General features: G+C 66.6%; 1 protein-coding gene. It reads left to right on the top strand.

Annotated features, from left to right (window positions below):
* Window positions 1-808 (top strand): endonuclease/exonuclease/phosphatase family protein (locus tag DBR20_RS18280; RefSeq protein WP_343125689.1); only part of this gene is annotated, 808 nt, incomplete at both ends.

Genomic DNA, 808 nt, shown 5'->3' on the forward strand with positions numbered 1-808 from the left:
GGATGCGCAGGGCCGCCCCAGCCTGCAGGTCGACGGCACGTTGAAGCTGCCGGAACTGCAGCGGCCGGCCGTGCCGAGCGTGCCCGGCAGCCTGCATATCGCCGCCTTCAACCTGGAGAACTTCTTCAATGGTGACGGCCAGGGCAGCGGATTCCCGACCCTGCGCGGCGCGCGCACGCTGGGCGAGCACAAGGCGCAGGTCGGCAAGCTGGTCGCCACCGTCAACGCGCTGGGCGCCGATATCGCCGCACTGATGGAGCTGGAGAACGACGGCTACGGCCCGCAGTCGGCCATCGCCGAACTGGTAAACGCACTCAATGTCGGTCTCGCAGCCGACAAGCAGTGGGCGTTCGTCGATGCCGGTGAAGGCCCCGGCAGCAATCCGATCCGCGTCGGCATCATTTACCGCAAGAGCGAATTCAAACCGCTCGGCACGCCGCTGACCAAGCTCGACGGTCCCTTCGTCGAACACAGCCGTGCGCCGCTGGCACAGGCGTTCCAGGGCAAGGGCGCGCCGTTCATGGTGGTCGCCAACCACTTCAAGTCCAAGGGCTGCCGCGAGGCCAGCGGCGCCGACGCCGACCGCAATGACGGGCAGGGCTGCTGGAACGCGACCCGTGTGGAATCGGCCAGGCAGCTCAACACCTGGGTGCAGGCCGAAGCCGCACGCCTGAAGGTGACGGACGTGGTGCTGATGGGCGACTTCAACGCCTACGCGATGGAAGATCCGATCCGCACCCTGCACGACCTGGGCTGGCAGGATGCCTTCAAGGTGGCCAAGGTCCAACAACCCTACAGCTACGTTTAC

This window comes from Stenotrophomonas sp. HMWF023 (genome assembly GCF_003060985.1).
Lineage (GTDB): Bacteria > Pseudomonadota > Gammaproteobacteria > Xanthomonadales > Xanthomonadaceae > Stenotrophomonas > Stenotrophomonas lactitubi.